Here is a 19,727-nt window from a genome sequence, read left to right as displayed (position 1 = left end):
CGCGATAGCCGCCACGTAGTCCCGGATTTTCAACAAATTCCAGGCACAAAAAAGCAGCCCGTAGGCTGCTTTTTTCTGCATCGGGAAGCTGGACTTAAGCCAGTTTTTCCTTGATGCGAGCTGCTTTACCGGACAGGTCACGCAGGTAGTACAGCTTGGCTTTACGTACGTCACCGCGACGCTTAACGGCCATGCTGTCGATTTGCGGGCTGTAGGTCTGGAAAGTACGCTCTACGCCAACACCGTTGGAGATTTTACGAACAGTGAAAGCACTGTTCACACCACGGTTACGCTTGGCGATTACCACGCCTTCGAACGCTTGCAGACGCGAACGGTCGCCTTCCTTCACTTTCACCTGAACGACAATGGTGTCGCCTGGGGCAAAGGTAGGGATCTCTTTGGTCATCTGCTCTGCTTCGAGTGCAAGGATGATTTTGTTAGTCATGCTGTGCTCCTAAGGTAAGTCGTCGGACCTACCATCGATACGTTGTTAACTATCGTCCCGCGCGAGGATGTATTCCTCGAGCAGCTTCTTCTCTTCTCCAGAAAGCGAGCGGCTTTCCAGAAGATCGGCGCGTCGTTCATAGGTCCGACCAAGGGACTGCTGTAAACGCCAACGCCGGATGTGTGCGTGATTGCCACTTAGCAATACGTCGGGAACACGCTGATCCGCATACACCTCCGGACGGGTGTAGTGCGGGCAATCCAGCAAACCATCCGTGAAGGAATCTTCCTCCGCAGAGTCCGCATGCCCTAAAGCTCCAGGCAGCAGTCGTGTAACCGCATCTATCAGGACCATCGCCGGCAGCTCACCGCCAGACAGGACATAGTCCCCAATCGACCACTCTTCATCGACATGAGCTTCAATAAAACGCTCGTCAATGCCTTCATAGCGACCGGCAATCAGGATCAGTGCTTCCTCATTCGCCAGTTCGCGTACCGCCGCCTGTTTCAGCTGACGGCCTTGAGGGGACAGGTAAATCACCTTCGCCTTCTCCCCGGCGGCGGCCTTGGCCTGAACCAACGCGTCTTCCAGGGGCTTGATCTTCATCACCATGCCCGGGCCACCGCCAAATGGGCGATCGTCCACAGTGTGATGTCGATCCGTCGTGTAGTCTCGCGGGTTCCAACAGGTCAGCTGCAAGAGCCCCTGTTTCACCGCCCGACTGGTGATGCCGTACTCGCTGATGGCGGAGAACATCTCGGGAAACAAACTGATCACTTCAATGCGCAAATTAGCCACGCTTAGAAGTCCGCGTCCCATTCCACCTTCATCTCGCCCGCTACCAGGTCGACAGCCAACACGCATTGCTCGGTATAGGGCAACAGGCGTTCGCGATCATCCAGGCTGCCAGCGCAAGGCTTGACCACCATTACATCATTGGCGCCGGTTTCCAGAAGATGATCGATTTTCCCGAACAATTGCCCGAGTTGATCGATAACCTTCAGACCTTCCAGCTGGTACCAGTAGTACTCGCCATCGGTCAATTCAGGGAACAGGTTGCGCGGCACGCAGATCTCATAACCAGCCAGAAGACGAGCTTCTTCACGATCATCAAGACCCTTGAGCTTTGCGACCAGGAACTTATCGCTCCCGCGTCCACTGACCAGCTCGACCTGTTTCACACTACCTTCGCGCTTGAGCGTCCAGGTCTTGTACTGCAACAGGTTTTCAGTCGGATCAGTAAAGGAATACACCTTCACTTCGCCGCGAACGCCATGAACAGAATAAATCTTGCCGATAACGATCAAATCATCAGCAACAGCTGGCGTCGCGTTCATATTGCTCAGGCTGCGGCCTTAGCCGAGTCCTTCAACAACTTGGCAACACGCTCGGAAGGCTGTGCACCAACGCTCAGCCAGTAGGCTACGCGCTCTTGGTTCACGGACAGACGAACTTCTTGACCACGAGCAACAGGGTTGAAGAAACCAACCTGTTCCTTGTGCGAACCGTCGCGCGGGTTGCGGCTGTCGGTTACGGTCAAGTGGTAAAACGGGCGCTTTTTGGAGCCGCCAAGGGCAAGACGGATTGTTAGCATGTGAACATCGTTCCTGTAGTCGGTGCTGCAAATCTAAATGCACAGCGGGCATAGGTGCCCGAAAGGCCGCATATTCTAAGGAATATCCGGACTTTTGCAAATGTCTTTTTCTGGCGCCTATCAGCGTGCCATTCAGATCTGCTATAGAGCCGTCGGTTAAAACGGCGAGTCAGCGCCCGCCAATCGCGGGTTTGCTGGAGATCCCACGTCCCTGTGGGTCGGAGCAGGAGCTGGGCTCCCGCTCGAAATCTTTACATCTTGGGCATGCCGCCGCCGGGCAACATACCGCCCATGCCGCGCATCATCTTGGCCATTCCGCCCTTGGCGGAGAACTTCTTCATCATCTTCTGCATCTGCTTGTGCTGCTTGATCAAGCGACCGATGTCCTGCACCTGGGTGCCGGAACCCATGGCAATCCGACGCTTGCGCGAACCGCTGATCAGCTCAGGGTCGCGGCGCTCGGCCGGGGTCATGGAGTTGATGATGGCTTCCATCTGCTTGAACTGCTTCTCTGCCGCACCCTGGGCGTTGCCCATTTGCGCCAGGTTCACACCGCCGATATTCGGCAGCTTGTCCATCAAGCCGCCGAGGCCGCCCATGTTCTTCATCTGCTGCAGCTGGTCGCGGAAGTCTTCGAGGTCGAAGCCCTTGCCCTTCTTCAGCTTCTTGGCCAGTTTATCGGCCTTGTCTTTATCGAGGGTCGCTTCGGCCTGTTCAATCAGGCTGAGCACGTCGCCCATGCCGAGGATACGCGAAGCGATCCGCTCAGGGTGAAACGGCTCGAGCGCGTCGCTCTTCTCGCCCATACCGATGAACTTGATCGGCTTGCCGGTGATTGCGCGTACCGACAGCGCGGCACCACCACGGGCATCGCCGTCGACCTTGGTCAGGATCACGCCGGTCAGCGGCAGTGCATCACCAAAGGCCTTGGCGGTGTTGGCCGCATCCTGGCCGGTCATGGCGTCGACCACGAACAGGGTCTCGACCGGGTTGATCGCGGCATGCAGCGCCTTGATCTCGCCCATCATCTCTTCATCGATGTGCAGGCGACCAGCGGTATCGACGATGACCACGTCGATGAATTTCAGTCTTGCTTCTTTAATAGCCGCATTGGCGATGTCGACCGGCTTCTGGCTCAGGTCGGACGGGAAGAACGTCACGCCCACTTCGCCCGCGAGCATTTCCAACTGCTTGATGGCCGCCGGACGATAGACGTCAGCCGACACCACCATCACGGATTTCTTCTTGCGCTCTTTAAGGAAGCGCGCCAGCTTGCCGGCGGTGGTGGTCTTGCCCGCACCTTGCAGACCGGCCATCAACACGACGGCCGGTGGCACGGCGCTGAGGTTCAGGTCTTCGTTGGCCGCGCCCATCAGGCTTTCGAGCTCGGCCTGGACGATCTTCACAAAGGCCTGGCCCGGCGTCAGGCTGCGGGACACTTCGGTGCCGACCGCACGCTCCTTGACCGAGTTGACGAAGTCCTTGACCACAGGCAAGGCGACGTCGGCTTCCAGCAACGCCATGCGCACTTCGCGCAGGGTGTCTTTAATATTGTCCTCGGTCAGCTTGGCCTTGCCGGTAACGTGGCGCAGCGTCTGCGAGAGACGGTCAGTCAAGTTTTCAAACATGCGCGATCCTTTCAGGCCCTATTCATCGAAATGCATTGGTAGACCGAGGTAATGACGGCCCAGGCTGCGGTAAATCGCTATTAAAAACAGCGCTCGGCGAGCCTGCGGCGTGGGCAGGTCGCGGATTATAGCGAAGACTGCGCCTGTGCACACCCGCTGTCTGGCCTTGGAGTCTTTCGTGGAACGCAGGGGTATGCCAAACTCAGCGCCTTTCGGGCTTGCCTAACAGGATTTATGCTCCCTTTGTCACCCAGTTTGCTACCCAGTCTCGCCGCCGCCTTCTTATATGCCGCTGCGACCCTCTATCAGGGCACCCGCCTGGCCAAATGCGCCAAGGCCGACAAGCGCCTGTTGTCCGGCCTTGGCGCCCTCGCCTTGGTTGCACACGCCGCGAGCCTGTTCACCCACCTGATGACGCCGGTCGGCCTGGGCCTGGACTTTTTCAGCGCCGCCAGCCTGATTGCCGCTGCCGTGATCGCCTTGACGCTGATCGCCTGCGCACGTATCCCGGTGGAAAACCTGCTGGTGCTGTTGTTCCCCCTGGGCCTGCTGACGGTGTTATTGGCGCAGTTCACCCCCACCGGCACGGTGCAGGTGATCGACGAAGAGCCAGGCATCCTCGCGCATATCCTGTTGTCGATCCTCGCCTACGGCATGTTCACCATCGCGGTGTTCCAGGCTTTGCTCCTGCTGCTGCAGGACCACCAGCTCAAGCACAAGCACCCCTTGGGGCTGATCAAGAACTTCCCGCCGCTGCAAACCATGGAAAGCCTGCTGTTCGGTTTCCTGTGGGCCGGCTGGACCCTGCTCTCGCTGTCATTGATCTCTGGCTGGCTGTTCGTCGAAAACCTGTTTGCCCAGCACCTGGTACACAAGACCCTGCTGGCTTGCCTGGCCTGGGTAGTGTTCAGCGTGCTGCTGTGGGGCCGCAACCGCCTCGGCTGGCGCGGGCACAAGGCGATCCGTTGGACCCTGGCCGGTTTCTGCCTGCTGATGCTGGCCTATTTCGGCAGCAAGCTGGTCCGCGAATACATCCTGCATATCTGACGGGCAGCGATCATGGACAACTTGCCCCTGGGGCCGATGCTCGCGGTAATCGCCCTGCTGGTGTTATGGGCGGCGCTGTTTACCGCCATTGAAGCCGCACAGCAACACTTGCTGGCCCTGCGCCCCGGCACGCGCCAGGGTGACAAGGCCGCTGCCCGCCTGGGTTTTCCCCGCCACAGCCTGATCCTGTGCAACAGCCTGTGCCGCGCAGCAGTAGTGGTTCTGTGCACGTTGCTGGCGATGTATGCCTGGGCGCAAAACGGTCCCTGGCTCGGCTGGCTGATTTCCTGTGCCGTGCTGCTGATATTGGCCGACTACCTGCCCCGCGCGCTGGCCACCCGCCATCCGCAAGCAGTGCTGGGCTTCGGCAACACACTGCTGGGCGTGCCACTGAAAATCGTCTATCCCTTCGCCTGGCTGCTCAACGGCATCAGCCTGCTATTGCTGCGCCCCTTTGCGCGCAAGCCCGGCATCGTGAAGAAAAGCGACGAACCACTGCCCGACCATGATGACGAACCCGAGGCCGAGACCGAAGGCAACCGCACCCCTGGCCTGCCCGGCATCCACGCGCTGGACAACATCACGGTCAACGACATCCTGGTGCCGCGCAGCGAAGTGGAGGGCATCAACCTGGATGACTCGCTTGAAGCGATCATCGAGCAATTGCGCAACTCCCAACGCACCCGGCTGCCAGTGTTCCACAGCGATATCAACCAGGTCCAAGCCGTGCTCAACACCCGGCTGATCCAGCACCTGCTGCCGGATGCCAGCCTGACCAAGGAAGCCTTGCTTGCCGCCTGCTACGAACCCTACTTCGTCCCGGAAAGCACGCCGCTGCAACTGCAACTGCTGAACTTCCACAAGCAGCAACGGCGCTTGGGCATGGTGGTGGACGAGTACGGCGAAGTGCTGGGCATCGTCACCCTGGAAGATATCCTCGAAGAAATTGTCGGCGAATTCGAAAGCGAACACAGTGTGGACAACCCGCATATCGAAGCGCAGGCGGATGGCCGCTATATCATCGACGGCGCCGCATCGATCCGCGAACTGAACAAGAGCCTGGCTTGGCACCTGCCCAGCGACGGTCCCAAGACCCTCAATGGCCTGGTGACTGAAGCACTGGAAACCATTCCAGATTGTGCCGTATGCCTGAAGATCGGCCGCTATCGCCTGGAAATCCTTGAGACCGAGGATAACCGGGTGAGCAAGGTGCTGATCTGGCACACCAGCCGCGTACCCGTCGCCGCATAGCGTCCTGACTCAACGCATTCGAATGTGGGAGCCCCCCCCTCCCACAATTGATCTGCCGCGATTGGCAGATCGCGCGCCCCCTTGTTGTATCGCCGGCCCCATTCCTATAATCCCTGCGGCTTACCCAAGCCCCGCCCGACCGCGTGCTATCCGCACTGAGCGCGTCCGGCACCGCTGCATCGTGTCTGACCGGTGTTTGCTCCCATCCCGAGCCGCTCCGCGCACTACCCTGATCCAAGGGGGTTCGACCCAATAATAATCCGCGTCCAAACGCGCAACGACCGTCAGGGATACCTCCATGAGCACCACCTATAACGAGGCCGCAACCGCCGCCCCGACCAACTCGACCGCCCGCGTTGCCACCGCCAGCATCGTCGGCACCGCCATCGAGTTCTACGATTTCTATATCTATGCCACCGCGGCGGCACTGGTGATCGGCCCGGTCTTCTTCCCGCAGTCGTCTGGTACCGCGCAGATGCTGGCGTCGTTCCTGACCTTCGGTATCGCGTTTATCGCCCGCCCGTTGGGTTCGGCGCTGTTCGGCCACTTTGGTGACCGTATCGGCCGCAAATCGACCCTGGTGGCCTCGCTGCTGCTGATGGGGGTGTGCACCACGCTGATCGGTTTGCTGCCGGGCTATGACAGCATTGGCGCCTGGGCGCCGATCCTGCTGTGCGTGCTGCGTTTCGGCCAAGGCCTGGGCCTTGGCGGGGAATGGGGTGGCGCCGCATTGCTGGCCACCGAGAACGCGCCCAAGGGCAAGCGCGCCTGGTTCGGCATGTTCCCGCAACTGGGCCCATCGATCGGATTCCTGGCGGCCAACGGCTTATTCCTGATCCTGGCCATGAACCTGAACGACGAGCAGTTCCGCAGCTGGGGCTGGCGTATCCCGTTCATCCTCAGCGCAGCCCTGGTGATGGTCGGCCTGTATGCACGGCTGAAACTGCACGAAACCCCAGTGTTCGCCAATGCCGTGTCCAAGCAGGCGCCGGTGAAGGTGCCGTTGGTGGAGCTGTTCAGCCAGCATTGGCTGCCCGTCCTGCTGGGCGCCGCGTCGATGGTGGTGTGCTATGCACTGTTCTATATCACCACCGCGTTCTCCCTGAGCTATGGCGTTTCGACGCTGGGCTACAGCCGCGAAACGTTCCTTGGGTTGCTGTGCTTCGCGGTGCTGTTCATGGGGCTGGCGACACCGCTGGCGGCGCTGGCCAGTGATCGATTCGGGCGCAAGCCGGTGCTGATCGTCGGCGCGATCCTGGCCATCCTGTCGGGCTTCACCATGGAGCCGCTGTTGACCCACGGTTCGACCTGGGCCGTGGCGCTGTTCCTGGCGTTGGAGTTGTTCCTGATGGGGGTGACCTTCGCCCCAATGGGCGCGCTGCTGCCGGAATTGTTCCCGACCCGCGTGCGTTATACCGGGGCTTCGGCAGCGTATAACCTGGGCGGGATCGTCGGCGCATCGGCGGCACCGTTCTTCGCGACCAAGCTGGTGGCGATGGGTGGGCTGAGTTATGTCGGCGGGTATGTGTCGGCGGCAGCGTTGCTCAGCTTGATTGCGGTGCTGTGCCTGAAAGAGACGCGCAATAACGATCTGAATCGCGTCGTCTGATAGATCGCTATCGGGGGCAAGTCGAATCGTCGCACCGCCCCTCCCACATTTTGACCGCATTCCTACAGATTAAACGCGGTTAAGTGTGGGAGGGGCCTTGCCCCCGATGCTTTTAGAGCTCTACAACAACCGCTTGGGAAGCACGGGTCGCCTTAGCCCGAGCCGCTTCAATCGACTCATCCCGCGCCAGCGCCACGCCCATGCGGCGCTGGCCATTCACTTCTGGCTTACCAAACAGACGCAACGCCGTGTCCGACTCGCTCAAGGCGGCGCCGAGGTTGGCGAATGCGGTCTGGGTCGACTGCCCTTCCACCAGGATCACCGCCGACGCCGAAGGGCCGAACTGGCGAATCAATGGAATCGGCAGGCCCAGGATGGCGCGGGCGTGCAGTGCGAATTGCGACAGGTCCTGGGAAATCAGGGTCACCAGGCCGGTATCGTGCGGGCGCGGCGACACTTCGCTGAACCATACCTGATCACCCTTGATGAACAGCTCCACGCCAAACAGGCCACGGCCACCCAGGGCGTCGGTTACGGCCTTGGCTACACGCTCGGACTCTGCCAGGGCGATCGGGCTCATGGCCTGAGGCTGCCAGGACTCCTGATAGTCGCCTTTCTCCTGACGGTGGCCGACCGGCGCGCAGAAAGTGGTGCCGCCGATATGACGCACGGTCAGCAGGGTGATTTCGTAGTCGAAGTCGATAAAGCCTTCAATGATCACCCGGCCTTTACCGGCACGCCCGCCTTCCTGGGCGTAGTCCCAGGCTTTCTGCACGTCGTCGCTGCTGCGCAGCAGGCTCTGGCCCTTGCCCGAGGAACTCATCACCGGCTTGACCACGCACGGGAAGCCCAGGTCCTGCACGGCCTTGCTGTAGGCTTCGAAGGTGTCGGCGAAGTGGTACGGCGAGGTCGGCAGGTCCAGCTCTTCGGCGGCCAGGCGACGGATGCCTTCGCGGTTCATGGTCAGCGACGTGGCGCGCGCGGTCGGGATCACGGTGAAGCCTTCGGCCTCCAGCTCCACCAGGGTGGCGGTGGCGATGGCTTCGATTTCCGGCACGATGAAGTGCGGTTTTTCCGCCTCGATCACTGCACGCAGGGCGGCGCCGTCGAGCATGTTGATCACATGGCTACGGTGGGCAACCTGCATGGCCGGCGCGTTGGCGTAGCGATCCACGGCAATCACTTCAACGCCCAGGCGTTGCAGTTCGATTACCACTTCCTTGCCCAGCTCACCGCAGCCACACAGCAAAACGCGGGTCGCGGTTGGCGACAATGGAGTTCCGATTCGGGTCATCTCAGGTCCTCAGGGGAGCGGATCATGGGGAGAAAGGCCGGCATTTTACATGAACTGTAAAAATTGGCCTCAGTTGGCGACGGCGCGCTTGCGCAGACGCCAGGCCATGATCAGCCACACCACGGTGACCCCAGCGAATTTCGACGCCAGGGCGGTGCCCACCACCGCTGGTGTCAGAGCGCCGATCAAGCCGAAAAAGATAAAGGTATCGAGGGGAATGCTCAGCGCCGAGCTGATCCACAGGCGGTCATGAAGCGGGCGCCTGGTGATGCTGAACACCAGCCAGTCGATGCACTCGGACACCGCGAACGCCGTGGCACTGGCCAGGGCGATGGACGGATCGGAGGTGATATACGACAGCACCAGCGCCGCCAGCATGGCGAGGATCGCGCCATGACCGAAGCGGGTTTGCACCATGTCGCGCAGGATAAACACCAGGCCGCCCCAGGCGGACCAGATCACATCCAGATGCGGTGCGGTGGAGAAGGCAAAGTTGATCAGCACGACGCTGCTGATGTAGGCGATCAGGAAGAGCATGGGGCGAGGGACCTGTGAACAAGGGGCACAGGGTACTTCACATTTTGAAATATGTCGTCTGGGAGGGCCTCATCGGGGGCAAGCCCCCTCCCACATTTTGACCGCATTTCTACAGATTAAACGCGGTTAAGTGTGGGAGGGGGCTTGCCCCCGATGGCGACCCATCAGGCGCCGGATTTACCAGAAGCCATAAACACCAACCCAGCCGCCACCGCCCGCTCATGGCACAACCCCAGCACCACCCGCCGCTCGGCATTGTCCATGCGACTCCAACGCGTAATTTCATCCACCGTGCGCTGGCAACCGGTGCAGAGATCGTCATCGTCCAATGCGCAAATGCTCACGCACGGCGAGGCGACAGGGCGTTCTGCCGGGTTCATTCTGCCTGCTCGACCAGATCCCGCGCATAACGCTGGGCGTTATGCACATAGTGCGCAGCGCTGGCTTCGAGCATCTTCTTCTGAGCCTCGGTCAACTCACGCACCACTTTGCCCGGCGAGCCCATCACCAGCGAGCCATCGGGAATTTCCTTGCCTTCGCCGATCAGCGAGTTGGCGCCAATGATGCAGTGCTTGCCGATCTTCGCGCCGTTGAGGATCACCGCGTTGATGCCGATCAGGCTGTAGTCGTCGACCGTGCAGCCATGCAGCATGGCGTTATGGCCGATGGTCACACCGGTGCCAAGAGTCAGCGGGTAGCCCATGTCGGTGTGCATCACGCTGCCGTCCTGCACGTTGCTGTTCTTACCGATCAGGATCAGCTCGTTGTCGCCGCGCAACACCGCGTTGAACCAGACGTTGGCGCCCTCCTCCAGCCTGACCTTGCCCACCAGCGTGGCATTGGGAGCCACCCAGCTGTGTGGATGCGTCTCGACGCGGGCGTCGCCCAAGCGGTATTTCATGGTTTTTCCTCACGGCTTGCCATTGGAGACGATGGCTTAAGTATTGATGAAGCTCTTGGGTGGGTGATGCAGGCTGATATTGGCATCGTCATAAAGCAGGTTGATCAGCTCGACAATCATAATGGCCGTAAGCCCCCAGATCTTGTATTCGCCAAACCGGTAGCTCGGCACATACCAACTGCGCCCTTGGTAGTCGATGCGGTGCGTATGCTCGCGAGGGTCCTGGCGGAAAAAATCGAGCGGCACACTGAAGACAGCGGCGATTTCGGCGTCGTTGGCCAGGTATTCGACGTAATCGGGGATCACGCCCACATACGGGGTGACGCGAATGCCATGCAGGGAAATCAGTGGGCTCAAGGGGCCGATCACCTCGACCAGGCCAGGCGGCAGGCCGATTTCTTCTTCGGCCTCGCGCAAGGCGGTAAAGATCAGGTCCGGGTCTTCCGGATCGCGGCGCCCGCCAGGAAACGCGACTTCGCCGCCATGGGTCGACAGGCCGCTGGCGCGCAGGGTCAGGATCAGCTCAGGTTCGTCACTGCGAGTAATCGGCACCAGCACGGCGGCCTCGGGGAAACGCCCGTCGGTTTCCAGCGTATGCGGCGTGTGATTGCTTACCCGGCGAAGTAGCTCGTCCAGCATGAGTCATCTCGATCTGTTGGCTACCTTGCATCATGCACCAAAGCTGCCGGGCGCCCAACCCCAAAACCTGAGGGCTGTCGCGAAACGACAACTTGCAGGGCCCTGCCGCCCACGCCAAGATAGACGCACTTTCCAGGAACCCCAGCATGAACTTCTGCAGCCAGTGCGGTAAACCGGTCACCCAACGCATTCCCGAAGGCGACGCACGCCTGCGCTTTGTGTGTGATCACTGTCAGACCATTCACTACCAGAACCCTAATATCGTTGCCGGTACCGTGCCGGTGTGGGGTGAGCAAGTGCTGCTGTGCCGCCGTGCCATCGAGCCACGCCTGGGCTACTGGACCTTGCCTGCGGGCTTCATGGAGAACGGCGAGACCGTGGAACAGGCCGCCATGCGCGAAACCATGGAAGAAGCCTGTGCCCGCGTGCGCAACCTGAGCATCTATACGTTGATCGATGTACCGCACATCAGCCAAGTGCATGTGTTCTATCGCGCCGAGCTGATGGACCTGGACTTTGCCGCCGGCCCCGAGAGCCTGGAAGTCAAACTGTTCAAAGAAGCCGATATCCCGTGGTCCGAGCTGGCGTTCCGTACCGTCGGGCGGACCCTGGAGTATTTCTTTGCCGACCGTCGGCAGCAATCATTCCCGGTGCGCAGCGAAGCCATACCGCCGCTGTCCAAGCCCGCCCAATAACAATCCTGCCGATCGTCGCCAAAGGGAAGTCGTTTTAATGCGTTGGTTGTTTGCTTTGCTCTGCCTGTCGTTCGCCACGTTGTCGCCGGCTTCCACCCTGGAAACCCTGGGCGGCAAAACGGTCGAGAAAATCCTGGTCCTCAAGTCCGCCCATCAGTTGCAATTGATCAATGACGGTAAGCCCCTCAAGACCTACCGCATTTCCCTGGGTAAAAACCCCAAGGGGCCCAAGCTGTTCGAGGGCGACCGTCGCACACCGGAAGGCCTCTACTGGATTGACTGGCGCAAGACCAGCGACAGCTACTACCTGTCGATGCACATCTCCTACCCCAATATCAGTGATTCTGCGCGCGCCCGCCGCGAGGGCGTGAAGCCCGGCAGCATGATCATGATCCACGGCACGCCCGACAGCGAAGACTACCCGGAGCAGTTGTTCCACACCCTGGACTGGACCGACGGCTGTATCGGCATGCGTAACGTCGATATGCGTGAAGTCTGGAACCTGGTCAAGGACGGCACCCTGATCGAGATCCGGCCGTAGCCTTCGACCGTTGGTAGATTAATTAAAAAAATTTCCTGCCCTCGGCAGCGCCTGCCGGTGAATACCAGTTCACCCCGCGGGCTGCGCAGCTCTGCGCGTCCAAAAGACCTCTCTAATACCACTTGATACCATGCACCATTAGCATGCCCTGAAACCAGTGCCCGCACTGTTTTGGCAGCATTGACATGGTATTTAAGTGGTATTAATTTCCGGCCATTACCGGGCGACAACACTCCAATAACCGCATCGGAAACCTTAACGATGAACCCCATCCTGACGCTGCGCCCCGACGGCAAACAATCCACGCCGCTGTACCTGCAATTGGCCCGCAACCTGGAAGCGGCGATCCATGCCGGCCAGTGGAAATCCGAACAGGCGCTGCCATCGGAACGCGCCCTCAGCGATCAATTGAGCATTTCCCGGGTCACCGCCCGCAAGGCACTGGAAGTGTTGTTTGCCCAAGGCCTGATCCGCCGCAGCCAGGGCTCTGGCACCTTCATCACGCCTCGCCTGGAGCAACCGCTGTCGCGCCTGTCGGGCTTCAGCGAGATGCTGCGGCTCAAGGGCTTCGTACCCAGTTCGCAGTGGCTGGAACGCGAAATCACCCCGCCGACCCACGAAGAGCTGATCCGCCTGGGCCTGTCACCGACTGACAAAGTGGCGCGGCTCAAGCGCCTGCGTAAGGCTGATGACACGGTAATGGCAATCGAAATGACCGCCATGCCCGCCTCGGTGCTGCCGCACCCACAAGCCATCGGTAACTCGCTGTACGAATACCTCGAAGGCATCGGCAAACCCATCGTGCGCGCCTTGCAGCATATCCAGGCGATCAATGCCTCGGACGAGTTCGCCACACTGGTCGGCATTGCTCCAGGCACCGCCATGCTGCTGATGACCCGTGTCGGCTACACCGCCGACAACACGCCGATTGAAATCACCGACACCTACTGCCGCAACGACTACTACGACTTTGTCGCCGAGCTTCGACGTTAGAAAGCCGCGTCGATATGACTTTGCCGCGAATGCGGCCTTAGAGAACTGCCCATGTCCGAAGACAACATCCTGACGCCCCACGGCTGGATTCGCGGCCGCGTGGTCCATGAACACGGCAAGGTCGTCGCCATTGAAGGCGCGCCTTGCGACCCGGCCGACAACGACCTGCCCTACCTGCTGCCAGGCTTTATTGACCTGCACGTCCATGGCGGCGGCGGCAAAGACATCATGGAAGGCATCGACGCGTTCGAGACCATCACCGGCACCCATGTGCGCTTTGGCACCACCTCGCTGCTGGCCACCACCATGACCGCGCCGGTCGAGGAAATTTCCCGCGTGCTGGGCGATATCGGTACCTATAGCGAAAACCGTCCAATCGGCACCGCCCGCGTATTGGGTGTGCACCTGGAAGGTCCTTACATCAACCCAGGCAAACTCGGCGCGCAACCCAACTTCGCCCACACCGCGCTGATGGAGGAAGTGGAAGCCTACCTGCGCCTGGCGCCGATCCGCGTGATCACCATCGCCCCGGAAATCGCCGGGCATGACAGTCTGATCCGCGCCCTCAGTGCACGTGGTGTGCGCATGCAGATCGGCCACACCCTGGGCAGCTATGAAGAAGGCGTCGCCGCCCTCGCCGCTGGCGCTACCAGCTTCACCCACCTGTACAACGCCATGAGCCCGCTGCATCACCGCGAGCCTGGCATCGTGGGGGCCGCGCTGGCCCACGCACAGTACGCCGAACTGATCCCGGACTTGCTGCACGTCCACCCTGGCGCCATGCGCGTGGCCCTGCGTTCGATCCCGTGCCTGTATTGCGTCACCGACTCCACCGCCGCCGCCGGCATGCCGGACGGCGAATACAAGCTGGGCAGCCACACCGTGACCAAATGCCTGGGCGGCGTGCGCCTGGCCGACGGCACCCTCGCCGGCAGCACCCTGACCATGGACCAGGCGCTTCGCAACCTGGTGAAAATCGGCCTGCCCATCAGCGAAGCCTCACAACGCCTGTCGCAATTTCCCGCGGACTACCTCGGCCTGGAAGAACGCGGGCGCCTACAACCCGGCAGCTTTGCCGACTGCGTGCGCCTGGACCGTTCCCTGCACCTCACCGACGTCATGGTCGAAGGAGAAGCCATTGTCTTCCAAAATGCTTGAAGAGGCCTTGGCCTCCTGTGACGCCGTCGCGGCGCAGTTGCAACGTCTGAACCCGCGGCTGGAAGAGGTCGCCGGCCGCCTGCGCCGCCAGCCGCCGCAAGTGGCGATGACCATCGCCCGTGGCAGTTCGGACCACGCCGCCAGCTACTTCGCCTACCTGGCCATGCAGCACGTGGGCATTCCGGTGGCGTCGTTGCCGATGTCGGTGGTGACCTTGCTGCAAGCGCCCTTGAAGGTCAGCGGCCAGGTGGCTTTCGGCTTTTCCCAGTCCGGCCAGAGCCCGGACCTGGTCGATAGCCTGCGCCTGCTGCGCAAACGCGGCGCCTTGAGCATTTCGCTGGTCAACGCCGAAGACTCGCCGCTGCAAGCCGCTTGCGAATTCCACCTGCCGCTGTGCGCCGGGCCGGAACAAAGCGTGGCCGCGACCAAAAGCTTTATCGCTACCCTCAGCGCCAGCGCGCAGTTGATCGGCCACTGGAACCAGGAAGCGGATTTGTTGCAAGCCTGCCACGCGCTGCCCGATCACCTGCGCGAAGCCGCCAGGCAGGATTGGACGAAAGCCATCGACGCCCTGCGCGGCTGCCAGCAATTGATGGTGATCGGCCGTGGCGCCGGGTTTGCCATCGCCCAGGAAGCCGCGCTCAAGCTCAAGGAAACCTCGGCGATCCAGGCCGAAGCCTTCAGCAGCGCCGAAGTGCGCCACGGACCGATGGCCTTGATCGATGAAAACTACCCGCTGCTGGTGTTCGCCCCCCGCGGCGCCGAACAACCGGGATTGCTGAGCCTGGCCGCCGACATGCGCCAACGCGGCGCCCGCGTATTGTTGGCCGCGCCGGACGATATCGCCGAACGCGACCTGACCTTGAGCCGCGCCGAACACCCGAGCCTGGACCCGATTCTGGCCATCCAGAGTTTCTACGTGATGGCCGCCGGCCTGGCGGTCGCCCGTGGAATGGACCCCGACCAGCCACGCCACCTGAGCAAAGTGACCCGCACTCACTGAGTCGATTGCTGCGTTTTCCTGATGAGTACCGTGCCCATGTCCAACAACAATAATCAACTGACCCTCAGCGCCCCGTTAAGCGGGCCGGTGCTGCCCCTGGGCAGCGTTCCCGACGAAGTCTTCGCCAGTGGCGCAATGGGCGACGGTATTGCCATCGACCCCCTGAATGACTGCCTGCATGCGCCGTGTGACGGGGTGATCATCCATGTCGCCCGCACCGGCCACGCCCTGACGATTCGCACGGACAACGGCGCCGAGTTGCTGCTGCATGTGGGTATCGACACGGTGGAGCTCAATGGCGAAGGCTTCGCGCTGCTGGTCAAGGAAGGCGCCCGTGTCAGCCAGGGGCAGGCGTTGGTGCAGTTTGACCTGGACCGGATTGCGCGCCAGTGCAAAAGCCTGGTCAGCCTGATCATTCTGACCAATAGCGATCGCTTCGCGCTGACACCGCTGGCACTCAATACAGTCAAGGTCGGTGAACCGCTGCTGCGGGTGAGCCTGCGCTCAACGGCCTCGACGCAGACGGCTGTGGATAACTCGGCCGCAGAAGCCAGCGCCAACGTGCGCATCACCCACCGCGGCGGTTTGCATGCGCGCCCAGCGGCGTTGATTCGCAAGACCGCCCAGGGGTTCAGCAGCCAGGCGCAGTTGCATTTCGCCGGCAAGTCGGCGGCGTGCGACAGCCTGATTGGCTTGATGGGGTTGGGCATAGGCGAAGGCGACGAGGTTCGCGTCAGCTGTCGTGGCAAGGATTGCGAGGCGGCGTTGCAGGCATTGGTCGCCGCACTGTCAGTCGCCATCAGCGCAGAACCTCACGCGCCGGTAACCGCCGCTCCACGTCGTGCGAATACTGAAACCGGCGTACTGCAAGGGGTGTGCGCAGCACCGGGCCTGGTGTGCGGGCCACTGTTCCGGTTGACCGGCATCGAGTTGCCGGCCGATACCGGTAACCACCGCGCCGACGAACAACTGCAACGGCTGGATGCGGCCCTTGAGCACGTGCGCGGTGATATCCGCCAGACCCTGGCCCACGCCCGCCAGCGCAAAAATGCCGAAGAAGAAGACATCTTCGCCGCCCACCTCGCCTTACTGGAGGATCCGGCCCTGCTGGACGCCGCCACCCGCGCGATCGAACACGGCAGCGCCGCCACCCACGCCTGGCGCGATGCAATCCAGGCGCAATGCGCGGTCTTGCTGGCCCTGGGCAAGCCGCTGTTTGCCGAACGCGCCAATGACCTGCGCGACCTGCAACAACGGGTGCTGCGGGCGCTGTTGGGTGAAGCCTGGCATTTCGAATTGCCCCCTGGCGCCATTGTCAGCGCCCATGAACTGACCCCTTCAGACCTGCTGCAATTGAGTGCGCAACAGGCGGCGGGCATCTGCATGGCCGAGGGTGGCGCCACCTCCCACGTCGCGATCCTGGCTCGGGGCAAAGGCTTGCCGTGCGTGGTGGCATTGGGCGCCGACGTACTCGATGTGCCACAAGGCCAACGGGTGGTGCTGGACGCGGCCAACGGTCGCCTGGAACTGGCCCCCAGCGAGGCGCGCCATGCCCAGGTGCATCAGCTGCGTGACGCACAGCAACAGCGGCGCCAGCAGCAACAGGCCCAGGCCCGATTGCCAGCACGCACTCGCGATGGGGTGGGCATCGAAGTCGCCGCCAATGTCGCCTCCAGCGCCGAAGCCCAGGTGGCGTTTGAAAACGGCGCCGATGGCGTCGGCCTGTTGCGTACCGAATTCCTCTTCGTCGACCGCCGCACTGCGCCGGACGAACAGGAACAGCGCCAGGCCTACCAGGCCGTGCTGGATGCCATGGGCGACAAGTCGGTGATCATCCGCACTATCGACGTGGGCGGAGACAAGCAGCTCGACTATCTGCCACTGCCGGTGGAGGCCAACCCCGTGCTCGGCCTGCGCGGCATTCGCCTGGCCCAGGTGCGCCCCGAGGTGCTCGACCAGCAACTGCGTGCCCTGCTGCAAGTCAGCCCGCTGGCGCGCTGCCGCATCCTGCTGCCAATGGTCAGCGAAGTCGACGAACTGCTGCACATCCGCCAACGCCTGGATGAACTGTGCATGGCACTGGAGCTGACCCAACGCCCGGAACTGGGGGTGATGATCGAAGTGCCCGCCGCCGCGCTGATGGCCGAACAACTGGCCAAGCATGCGGACTTCTTGTCCATCGGCACCAATGACCTGTCCCAGTACACCCTGGCCATGGACCGCGACCACGCAGGTTTAGCTGCGCGGGTGGATGCTCTGCACCCGGCGCTGCTGCGGCTGATCGCGCAGACTTGCGCGGGCGCGGCCCAGCATGGGCGTTGGGTCGGCGTGTGCGGCGCCCTGGCGTCCGACCCCTTGGCGACCCCCGTACTGGTTGGCCTGGGGGTCAGCGAACTGTCCGTGAGCCCGCCGCAAATCGGAGAAATCAAGGACCGCGTCCGTCACCTGGACGCGGCGCAATGCCGGCAACTGAGCCAAGGGCTGCTCGACCTGAGCAGTGCCAAGGCCGTTCGCCAAGCCTGTCAACACCACTGGCCGCTGAGCTGAAAACAACAAGAACAGGGAGACACGCCATGTACCAATACTTTATCGAAGGCCTGCAACGGCTCGGCCGCGCGCTGATGCTGCCGATCGCGATTCTGCCGATCGCCGGCCTCTTGCTGCGCCTGGGTGACACCGACCTGCTCAACATCGCGGTGATGCACGATGCCGGGCAAGCGATCTTCGCCAACCTGGCGCTGATCTTCGCCATCGGTATCGCCGTGGGTTTTGCCCGCGACAATAACGGCACCGCCGGGCTGGCCGGGGCGATTGGTTACCTGGTCATGGTCTCTACCCTCAAGGTGATGGACTCGACCATCAACATGGGCATGCTCGCCGGTATCGCCAGCGGCCTGATGGCGGGCGGGCTGTATAACCGCTTCAAGGACATCAAGCTCCCGGAGTACCTGGCCTTCTTTGGCGGGCGACGCTTTGTGCCGATTGTCACGGGCTTCAGCGCAGTCGGCCTGGGCGTGATCTTCGGCCTGATCTGGCCGCCGATCCAGCACGCTATCAACAGCTTCGGCGTACTGCTGATGGAAAGCGGCAGCCTGGGCGCGTTCGTGTTCGGCGTATTCAACCGCCTGCTGATCGTCACCGGCCTGCACCACATCCTCAACAACATGGCCTGGTTCGTATTTGGCACCTTTACCGACCCCGTGACCGGCGCGGTTGTCACCGGCGACCTCACGCGCTATTTCGCCGGCGACCCCAAAGGCGGCCAGTTCATGACCGGCATGTTCCCGGTGATGCTGTTCGGCCTTCCGGCTGCGTGCCTGGCGATGTACCGCAATGCGTTGCCGGAGCGGCGCAAGGTGATGGGCGGGATTTTCCTGTCGATGGCGCTGACTTCGTTTCTGACCGGTGTCACCGAGCCGATTGAATTTGCGTTCATGTTCCTCGCACCGTTTCTTTACCTGATTCACGCAGTGCTTACCGGCCTGTCGATGGCCGTGACCAACATGCTGGATATCCACCTGGGCTTTACCTTCTCCGGTGGGTTTATCGACATGGTGCTGGGTTGGGGCAAGTCCACCCATGGCTGGTTGGTGTTCCCGGTTGGGTTGGCCTATACGGTGATCTACTACAGCGTGTTCAACTACTGCATTCGTCGGTTCAACCTGAAGACGCCAGGGCGTGAAGATATTCAGGTCGTACAAACCGAAGCGATGACAGATAACCAGCGGGCCACCGCTTATATCCAGGCCCTGGGTGGTGCAGAGAATTTGCTAAGCGTCGGCGCCTGCACCACGCGCCTGCGCCTGGATATGGTGGATCGCAACAAGGTCGTGGATGCGCAACTCAAAGCTCTGGGCGCCATGGCTGTGGTTCGGCCCGGAAATGGCGGGAGCTTGCAGGTGGTAGTCGGGCCGATGGCCGATAGCATTGCCGATGAGATTCGCTTGGCGATGCCGGCGTTTGTTGCTGCAAGTCCAGCGAGCGTTGCGCCTGTGGATAAGCCGGCTGCGGTGAATGTGGAGGAAACCGAGAAATGGCTGACAGCCTTGGGTGGCCGAGGGAATGTGCGTCAGCTGGAAGCGGTGGCGATGACCCGGTTGCGGGTGGAACTGGGGGATGATTCGGTATTGTCCGAAACCCAGCTAGTGGCGCTTGGGTGCCAAGGCATTACTCAACTCGACAGTGGTGTTTGGCACTTGCTGATTGGTGACAAAGCCTCGGGTTTGGGTGAGGCGTTGGAGCGGTTGGTCAGCGGTCGGCAGATTGGGGCGGGGGCCTAGTTGATCTTTGCCTGTATGGGCCTCATCGCAGCATGGGTATCTACACAACTTAGGCTCAACGCTGCCCCCCGGCAGACAGGGCTGTTGTGGCGAGCGGGCTTGCCCCGCGTTG

General features: G+C 61.6%; 20 protein-coding genes. 10 read left to right on the top strand and 10 right to left on the bottom strand.

Going from position 1 to position 19,727, the window contains the following annotated elements; all coding sequences use genetic code 11:
* Positions 1–94: 94 nt before the first annotated feature.
* From rplS to ffh, 5 genes are all read right to left on the bottom strand, one after another.
* The gene (gene rplS, locus AC1Q6I_RS32575) at positions 95–445 is read right to left on the bottom strand and encodes a 50S ribosomal protein L19 (protein WP_003175895.1); all 351 of its coding nucleotides are present in this window, start codon (positions 443–445) and stop codon (positions 95–97) included.
* Positions 446–490: 45 nt separating this feature from the next.
* Positions 491–1,264, bottom strand: a complete 774-nt coding sequence (gene trmD / locus AC1Q6I_RS32570; protein WP_024077235.1) for a tRNA (guanosine(37)-N1)-methyltransferase TrmD — start codon at positions 1,262–1,264, stop codon at positions 491–493.
* Entirely contained in the window at positions 1,246–1,782 is a 537-nt protein-coding gene (gene rimM / locus AC1Q6I_RS32565) for a ribosome maturation factor RimM (protein WP_024077236.1), read from the bottom strand. Before rimM ends, trmD begins: the two co-directional genes overlap by 19 nt.
* 5 nt (positions 1,783–1,787) lie before the next feature.
* A complete protein-coding gene (rpsP, locus tag AC1Q6I_RS32560) occupies positions 1,788–2,039 on the bottom strand; it encodes a 30S ribosomal protein S16 (protein WP_003175899.1) in 252 nt (83 codons plus the stop codon).
* A 251-nt stretch (positions 2,040–2,290) separates the two neighbouring features.
* Positions 2,291–3,667, bottom strand: a complete 1,377-nt coding sequence (gene ffh / locus AC1Q6I_RS32555) for a signal recognition particle protein (protein ID WP_024077237.1) — start codon at positions 3,665–3,667, stop codon at positions 2,291–2,293.
* Positions 3,668–3,901: 234 nt separating this feature from the next.
* On the opposite strand from ffh, the gene AC1Q6I_RS32550 reads away from it, so the two are divergent.
* From AC1Q6I_RS32550 to AC1Q6I_RS32540, 3 genes are all read left to right on the top strand, one after another.
* Positions 3,902–4,714 carry a cytochrome C assembly family protein gene (locus AC1Q6I_RS32550; RefSeq protein WP_102625003.1) on the top strand — a complete coding sequence of 271 codons (813 nt, stop codon included), beginning with the start codon at positions 3,902–3,904 and terminating at the stop codon, positions 4,712–4,714.
* A 12-nt stretch (positions 4,715–4,726) separates the two neighbouring features.
* A complete protein-coding gene (locus AC1Q6I_RS32545) occupies positions 4,727–5,965 on the top strand; it encodes a transporter associated domain-containing protein (RefSeq protein WP_102625004.1) in 1,239 nt (412 codons plus the stop codon).
* 298 nt (positions 5,966–6,263) lie between these two features.
* Entirely contained in the window at positions 6,264–7,574 is a 1,311-nt protein-coding gene (locus AC1Q6I_RS32540; protein WP_024077240.1) for an MFS transporter, read from the top strand.
* Between the two features lie 112 nt (positions 7,575–7,686).
* On the opposite strand, the gene purT is transcribed toward AC1Q6I_RS32540, so the two are convergent.
* From purT to AC1Q6I_RS32515, 5 genes are all read right to left on the bottom strand, one after another.
* Positions 7,687–8,868 carry a formate-dependent phosphoribosylglycinamide formyltransferase gene (purT, locus tag AC1Q6I_RS32535; protein ID WP_069076902.1) on the bottom strand — a complete coding sequence of 394 codons (1,182 nt, stop codon included), beginning with the start codon at positions 8,866–8,868 and terminating at the stop codon, positions 7,687–7,689.
* 69 nt (positions 8,869–8,937) lie between these two features.
* A complete protein-coding gene (locus tag AC1Q6I_RS32530; RefSeq protein WP_024077242.1) occupies positions 8,938–9,405 on the bottom strand; it encodes a VUT family protein in 468 nt (155 codons plus the stop codon).
* Positions 9,406–9,569: 164 nt separating this feature from the next.
* Positions 9,570–9,785: a DUF1289 domain-containing protein gene (locus AC1Q6I_RS32525; RefSeq protein ID WP_024077243.1), complete on the bottom strand. Its 216-nt coding sequence runs from the start codon at positions 9,783–9,785 to the stop codon at positions 9,570–9,572.
* Positions 9,782–10,306, bottom strand: coding sequence for a gamma carbonic anhydrase family protein (locus AC1Q6I_RS32520; RefSeq protein WP_024077244.1), 525 nt, complete (start codon positions 10,304–10,306; stop codon positions 9,782–9,784). The genes AC1Q6I_RS32525 and AC1Q6I_RS32520 overlap by 4 nt, the downstream gene beginning before the upstream one ends.
* Positions 10,307–10,342: 36 nt before the next feature.
* The gene (locus AC1Q6I_RS32515) at positions 10,343–10,945 is read right to left on the bottom strand and encodes a CoA pyrophosphatase (protein WP_024077245.1); all 603 of its coding nucleotides are present in this window, start codon (positions 10,943–10,945) and stop codon (positions 10,343–10,345) included.
* A 146-nt stretch (positions 10,946–11,091) separates the two neighbouring features.
* Between AC1Q6I_RS32515 and AC1Q6I_RS32510 the strand changes: the two genes are divergently transcribed.
* The 7 genes from AC1Q6I_RS32510 (at position 11,092) to nagE (ending at position 19,615) form a co-directional block, all read left to right on the top strand.
* Positions 11,092–11,640 (top strand): NUDIX hydrolase, encoded by a 549-nt coding sequence (locus AC1Q6I_RS32510; RefSeq protein ID WP_069076901.1) that lies wholly within the window; start codon positions 11,092–11,094, stop codon positions 11,638–11,640.
* Positions 11,641–11,677: 37 nt separating this feature from the next.
* Positions 11,678–12,181, top strand: coding sequence for a L,D-transpeptidase family protein (locus AC1Q6I_RS32505; protein ID WP_024077247.1), 504 nt, complete (start codon positions 11,678–11,680; stop codon positions 12,179–12,181).
* 261 nt (positions 12,182–12,442) lie between these two features.
* Positions 12,443–13,174, top strand: a complete 732-nt coding sequence (locus AC1Q6I_RS32500) for a GntR family transcriptional regulator (RefSeq protein ID WP_069076900.1) — start codon at positions 12,443–12,445, stop codon at positions 13,172–13,174.
* Between the two features lie 51 nt (positions 13,175–13,225).
* Positions 13,226–14,332 (top strand): N-acetylglucosamine-6-phosphate deacetylase, encoded by a 1,107-nt coding sequence (gene nagA / locus AC1Q6I_RS32495; protein ID WP_102625005.1) that lies wholly within the window; start codon positions 13,226–13,228, stop codon positions 14,330–14,332.
* A complete protein-coding gene (locus AC1Q6I_RS32490; RefSeq protein WP_102625006.1) occupies positions 14,325–15,335 on the top strand; it encodes an SIS domain-containing protein in 1,011 nt (336 codons plus the stop codon). The genes nagA and AC1Q6I_RS32490 overlap by 8 nt, the downstream gene beginning before the upstream one ends.
* Before the next feature lie 36 nt (positions 15,336–15,371).
* On the top strand, positions 15,372–17,882 hold the full coding sequence (gene ptsP, locus AC1Q6I_RS32485) for a phosphoenolpyruvate--protein phosphotransferase (protein WP_102625007.1): 2,511 nt from the start codon (positions 15,372–15,374) through the stop codon (positions 17,880–17,882).
* A 26-nt stretch (positions 17,883–17,908) separates the two neighbouring features.
* On the top strand, positions 17,909–19,615 hold the full coding sequence (gene nagE, locus AC1Q6I_RS32480; protein WP_102625008.1) for an N-acetylglucosamine-specific PTS transporter subunit IIBC: 1,707 nt from the start codon (positions 17,909–17,911) through the stop codon (positions 19,613–19,615).
* The last annotated feature ends 112 nt before the right edge of the window (positions 19,616–19,727 follow it).

It is taken from the genome of Pseudomonas sp. MPR-R2A5, from assembly GCF_058793055.1.
This window is presented reverse-complemented; position numbering and strand designations above follow the sequence as displayed.

Bases quoted from the DNA above. Each gene is read 5' to 3' on its own strand.
- AC1Q6I_RS32550 (WP_102625003.1), top strand. From the start codon at position 3,902: ATGCTCCCTTTGTCACCCAGTTTGCTACCCAGTCTCGCCGCCGCCTTC.
- AC1Q6I_RS32530 (WP_024077242.1), bottom strand. From the start codon at position 9,405: ATGCTCTTCCTGATCGCCTACATCAGCAGCGTCGTGCTGATCAACTTT.
- nagE (WP_102625008.1), top strand. From the start codon at position 17,909: ATGTACCAATACTTTATCGAAGGCCTGCAACGGCTCGGCCGCGCGCTG.
- ffh (WP_024077237.1), bottom strand. From the start codon at position 3,667: ATGTTTGAAAACTTGACTGACCGTCTCTCGCAGACGCTGCGCCACGTT.
- rpsP (WP_003175899.1), bottom strand. From the start codon at position 2,039: ATGCTAACAATCCGTCTTGCCCTTGGCGGCTCCAAAAAGCGCCCGTTT.
- AC1Q6I_RS32545 (WP_102625004.1), top strand. From the start codon at position 4,727: ATGGACAACTTGCCCCTGGGGCCGATGCTCGCGGTAATCGCCCTGCTG.
- AC1Q6I_RS32490 (WP_102625006.1), top strand. From the start codon at position 14,325: ATGCTTGAAGAGGCCTTGGCCTCCTGTGACGCCGTCGCGGCGCAGTTG.
- rplS (WP_003175895.1), bottom strand. From the start codon at position 445: ATGACTAACAAAATCATCCTTGCACTCGAAGCAGAGCAGATGACCAAA.
- AC1Q6I_RS32515 (WP_024077245.1), bottom strand. From the start codon at position 10,945: ATGCTGGACGAGCTACTTCGCCGGGTAAGCAATCACACGCCGCATACG.
- nagA (WP_102625005.1), top strand. From the start codon at position 13,226: ATGTCCGAAGACAACATCCTGACGCCCCACGGCTGGATTCGCGGCCGC.
- ptsP (WP_102625007.1), top strand. From the start codon at position 15,372: ATGTCCAACAACAATAATCAACTGACCCTCAGCGCCCCGTTAAGCGGG.
- purT (WP_069076902.1), bottom strand. From the start codon at position 8,868: ATGACCCGAATCGGAACTCCATTGTCGCCAACCGCGACCCGCGTTTTG.
- AC1Q6I_RS32510 (WP_069076901.1), top strand. From the start codon at position 11,092: ATGAACTTCTGCAGCCAGTGCGGTAAACCGGTCACCCAACGCATTCCC.
- trmD (WP_024077235.1), bottom strand. From the start codon at position 1,264: ATGGGACGCGGACTTCTAAGCGTGGCTAATTTGCGCATTGAAGTGATC.
- AC1Q6I_RS32520 (WP_024077244.1), bottom strand. From the start codon at position 10,306: ATGAAATACCGCTTGGGCGACGCCCGCGTCGAGACGCATCCACACAGC.
- AC1Q6I_RS32525 (WP_024077243.1), bottom strand. From the start codon at position 9,785: ATGAACCCGGCAGAACGCCCTGTCGCCTCGCCGTGCGTGAGCATTTGC.
- AC1Q6I_RS32540 (WP_024077240.1), top strand. From the start codon at position 6,264: ATGAGCACCACCTATAACGAGGCCGCAACCGCCGCCCCGACCAACTCG.
- AC1Q6I_RS32505 (WP_024077247.1), top strand. From the start codon at position 11,678: ATGCGTTGGTTGTTTGCTTTGCTCTGCCTGTCGTTCGCCACGTTGTCG.
- rimM (WP_024077236.1), bottom strand. From the start codon at position 1,782: ATGAACGCGACGCCAGCTGTTGCTGATGATTTGATCGTTATCGGCAAG.
- AC1Q6I_RS32500 (WP_069076900.1), top strand. From the start codon at position 12,443: ATGAACCCCATCCTGACGCTGCGCCCCGACGGCAAACAATCCACGCCG.